Annotated in this window: 4 protein-coding genes and 1 riboswitch; of the genes, 2 read left to right on the top strand and 2 right to left on the bottom strand. The window is 42.8% G+C overall.

The window, feature by feature from the left end; translation table 11 throughout:
• On the top strand, nt 1–1166 hold a 1166-nt coding region (locus JT739_RS04210; protein ID WP_237659848.1), incomplete at its 5' end, for an IS1182 family transposase.
• 61 nt (nt 1167–1227) lie between these two features.
• Here the strand turns inward: JT739_RS04210 and splB are convergent.
• Entirely contained in the window at nt 1228–2253 is a 1026-nt protein-coding gene (gene splB, locus JT739_RS04205) for a spore photoproduct lyase (RefSeq protein ID WP_237659847.1), read from the bottom strand.
• Nucleotides 2254–2676: 423 nt separating this feature from the next.
• Nucleotides 2677–3729 (bottom strand): nicotinate-nucleotide--dimethylbenzimidazole phosphoribosyltransferase, encoded by a 1053-nt coding sequence (gene cobT, locus JT739_RS04200; protein WP_237659846.1) that lies wholly within the window; start codon nt 3727–3729, stop codon nt 2677–2679.
• 187 nt (nt 3730–3916) lie between these two features.
• Nucleotides 3917–4101: riboswitch (cobalamin riboswitch) on the bottom strand.
• Between the two features lie 189 nt (nt 4102–4290).
• On the opposite strand from cobT, the gene JT739_RS04195 reads away from it, so the two are divergent.
• Nucleotides 4291–4581: PAS domain S-box protein (locus JT739_RS04195; RefSeq protein WP_237659845.1), on the top strand; the 291-nt coding region annotated here is incomplete at its 3' end.

Genomic DNA, 4581 nt, shown 5'->3' with positions numbered 1-4581 from the left:
AAAAAATCTTTGAGCGGATTTTAACAGAAGCCATAGAGTGTGGCTTTATCTGTGCTGACGCTATCTTTATCGATGCCACCCATGTAAAAGCCAATGCCAACAAGAAGAAGTATATAAAGAAAATTGCTAAACAGCGGGTGCAACAAAGTAAAAAAGAGTTATTAGAAGAAATAAATCAAGAAAGGATTGCAAATGGTAAGAAACCCTTTGAAGAAGAACAAGACAGCGATGAAGATAATACAGGAGATACAAACAATACATCAGGAGACAGTAGCAAGGGAAAAGATAAGGTAATCAAGGAAAGCACAACTGACCCAGAAAGCGGGATGTTTCACAAAGGGGAAAAAGAAAAATGTTTTGCTTACACCGTAACGGTAGCCTGTGATCGTAATAACTTTGTTTTAGGATTAAAAGCAGCTCCTGGCAATCAACATGATAGTCAAGTATTCTCTGATGTATTTCAAAAAGTAGTTGGTAAACATCCTGAGATAGAAGCCGTAGTAGTAGATGCTGGATATAAGACACCGGCCATTTGCCGTGAAATCATAAAAGCTGGCAAAGACCCCATCATGCCTTACAAGAGGCCCATGACTAAAAAAGGCTTTTTTAAGAAACGTGACTATGTCTATGATGAGTATTACGATTGCATAATTTGTCCGAACAATCAAGTATTAACATATAGCACCACTGACAGAGGGGGCTACAGGCAATACAAAAGCGACCCTGAGATCTGCTGCCGATGCCCTTTAAGGGAAAAGTGCACCCAGAGCAAGAATATGACGAAAGTGGTTAGTAGGCATATATGGGAAGACTATGTGGAAATAGCAGAAGACCTAAGGCACACCAAGAGGGGACAAGACCTATACAAGATGCGTGGGGAGACGATAGAGAGAGTCTTTGCCGACGCTAAAGAGAAACATGGGATGCGTTACACACAATACCGAGGCTTGAGGAAAGTAGAACATTACCTCACGCTTGTTTTCGCATGCATGAATTTAAAGAAATTAGCGATATGGAAAAGAAAACAGAAGACAAAGCCACCTACACCACAGCCTGTAGTATCAGCTGTAGCTCTCGCATCATATTTTTTATCGCACATCAAAAAATGGCATCCAAGATTTTTTCTTGGATGCCATTTTTGTCTACAGTCTGAAAGGCCTCTTTAAGGCCTTTTTACATTTTAATCATTGTATGGTAAATGCCATTCATTCTTTTAATAACGAGTGTTTATACAAAATAAGAGATTTGGGCATGGGGGAAAGTTGCCTTTATTTTGTCTTCAAAGAATGCCTTCATTTCTGCCATCTGTGCTTCGGGATAAATAGATTTTCCGTAACCAAATTGACCGTACTTAAACTTTCTGTCTGTTTCATCAAGGGGAAGTTGTGTCTTTGGAAATACCTCTAAAATATTTTGCTTGGCCCTTTTGGTAAAGCGGTGGGTGATAAGTTCAAAGGCCGGCGGAGCACTTATTTTGCCCGAAAGCTGCAGTGCGAGACTTTCAAGCATATGGCCGTACTCCTGTTGCCACTCAGGATAATAGAATATGGGACCTACGATAAAACCCAGGGGATAACCTGCAGCAGCCACTTTTACAGCTGCCTTTATCCTCTCATCTAAAGGCGGGGTTCGGTGCTCAAATTTTCGTATAACGCTTTCCGAATTTATGCTAAATCTAAAGGTGGTATGGCCCTTGTGATTTACATCAAGGAGGGAATCTACGTTGGTAAACTTGGTTACAAACCTAAAGCGACCGAACTCTTCATCACCAAAAAATTCTATGGATTTTTTTAACAAGCCGCTGTAAGGCTCCACGGGCAGGGGATCGGATGTGGCGGAGCCTTCAAACACGGTTATGTCAGGCTTTCTTTCATTAATATAGTCCTTTGCCCGGGCCAGGATATCATCAATATTAACATACACTCTAATGTAAGGTTTTTTCCACAGCGTGGTATTTAGGTAACAGTACTCGCATTCTCCGATACAGCTGGTTACTAGCGGCAGCTGGTAATGGGCCGAAGGCTTGCAGGTCTGAAAGTCCAGGGTCCTCCTTATCCCCACCACCAAAGTCCTTTTCCCTTCAAGATAAGCCTCCTGTGCCGTCTTCCCGGGGATTCCGGTAACTCGGTTGTGGGAGCCTATAAAAGATGTTTCCACACCTAGTTCCTGCATTTTGTGATAGATGTGCTTTCCTATCGGGTAGTCTAGTGCATCTCGCTCAAATAACGCCCTTTTTGGTATGAATATATCCATGAAGCATCACCAGGATTAGTTTGCCCCTTTGAGCAAGTTTAAAACGCAGTTGGATTCAGCAAGATTTTTATTTTTTATCCAAGGAAAAGGAATTTGCAATTATGTTGACGGTAAAAAATGAGGCAGGAGAAATGAGGGGATTTAAATTGCGAAGATAAGTCGTTGCCAGTAGGCTCCAACATCTAACGGCAGGGAAATTGCCATGGCATAATCCCATAAAGATTGGGAGATATGGGGCTTTTTGGTAACATATGTAGTATTCTTTTATGTGATTTTGAGTTCAGTTGGCATATTAAACCATTTTAAGGTAATTTTAATCATGAATAACAATCCCTCTGCTTTGCAGAGGGATTGTGGCTTCAATAGGCTAGTATCAACACAACAACAGTTTATAACTGTGTTTTCCTTAAATTGTAATCATATTTATTTTGAGGATACGCCCGCTTCGGCGAAAGTGGCCATTTCCCTTAGTATCTTCAGACTTGCATCAACCAGATTCATGGCGAGAGCAGCGCCGGTACCTTCGCCCAAGCGCATATTCATAATTAACATGGGCTTTATTTTTAAGTATTCCAGCATGACCTTGTGACCGGGCTCTTCCGAAAGGTGAGAGCCAAGCATGTAGTTTTTGGCAAGGGGGGCAATTTCTGATGCAATTACCGCGGCAGCTCCTGAAATAAAGCCGTCGATTAGGACCGGTACCCGATTTGCTGCACAGGCAAGTATCACACCTGTCAAGCCGGCGATCTCCAAGCCTCCAACTTTGGCTAAAACCTCAATGGGCTTGGCAGGGTCTGGCTTATTTACCTCCAATGCTTTTTCTATAGCGGCTATCTTCTTTTTCAGTCCCTCGTCATCAACACCGGTGCCCCTGCCTACTACTTCTTTGACCGGGAGACCGCTGTACGTTGCTATGATGGCCGTGCTGGGGGAGGTATTTCCGATTCCCATTTCGCCGATGGCAATTAAACCCGCACCTTCGCTGATTGCTTCTTCTGTTATTTCAATACCGACCTCAATGGCCCTGATTGCTTCCTCCTCGGTCATAGCCGGACCTTCAGCCATGTTTTTTGTCCCGTAGGCTACCTTTCTTTTAATGATGTTTGGCACGTCCGGCAGGTCTGTGGCAACGCCGATATCCACCACGTAGAGCTTAGCATTCTCATGCCTGGTCAGCACGCTCATGGCAGCACCGCCGTTTACGAAGTTTAGCACCATTTGGGCAGTAACTTCCTGAGGATAAGGCGCCACACCTTCCTTGACGATGCCGTGGTCTCCTGCCATCAGGATAGCTGCTTTCTTCGGCAGTTCCGGAATCACCTGGCCCGTGATGCCGGCAATCTGCTTTGCGATAGTTTCAAGCATTCCCAAACTTCCCTGTGGCTTTGTCAGTTCATCCAGCCGTCTTTGGGTCTTTTCCATGACGGCCTCATCCAAGGGGTTAATTTTTTGTAAGGTCAGCTCAAGCTTGCTCATAACAATTCCTCCTGTAAATTTTATTATTATAAACTTTTTAAGTGCTTATAAGCGAGTTAGGTTAGTCTTGACAAGTCATTGCGTTGGGCCACTTGCAAGTCCTTATGGGTAACTTTAAAATGTCCCAACTGTATTAAAAAAGTCCTAAGATTGAATAGAATTCAATCTTAGGACTTTACCATCATCCTAAAAGACTCTCTTATTAGGCAGGTCTCCTGGCTCGCAGTTCATAGCCCATCCACGCCTTCCCAAAGGCTTTTGCCTCCAGTGGCATAATGTGGACGGCTCCTGCTTACAGTGGCGGGACCGCTCAGGACTTGCACCTGATTCCCTATTCTCCCCTAAACGGGCACCTAATAAGTTGTCATATTTATTTTCTAATATTTATATTCACCGCAAAAAAGGATTTTCCTTCTTTTTAGTGTCAGTAAAAACAAAATCCTGCATGTAAAAATTGATGTTAAGAATGAAAGTTAAAACAAATCAATTTTAAGATAAGAAGGACTTTCACAGACATTAAAGAAGTAATTAATATTACAATTTTTTAAGGGAGTATATGCCATGTCAACCATAATCGAAAATGACTTTGTCAGGGAACAGTTAAATGCCATACTGGAATCCAGTTATGACGGCATTTATATTACCGATGGCAAAGGGAGGTTTTTGAACATTAATGACAGGCTTCTCCAGATGTCGGGATATACAAAGGAAGAGGTAATAGGAACCTATGCTCAGGACCTTGTCAAAACCGGAGTTATTGACAAGTCCGTCGTGGAGATGGTTATAGAGCGAAAAGAGCGCGTTACGATTACTCAAAGCCTTAAGGGCTTGACCGTAAAGGAAATCATGGTG

The sequence above is a fragment of the Tepidanaerobacter sp. GT38 genome (genome assembly GCF_021991635.1).
Taxonomy (GTDB): Bacteria; Bacillota; Thermosediminibacteria; order Thermosediminibacterales; family Tepidanaerobacteraceae; genus DTU063.
The sequence above is the reverse complement of the archived record's forward strand: the minus strand, read 5'-3'. Positions and strand labels throughout refer to the sequence as shown.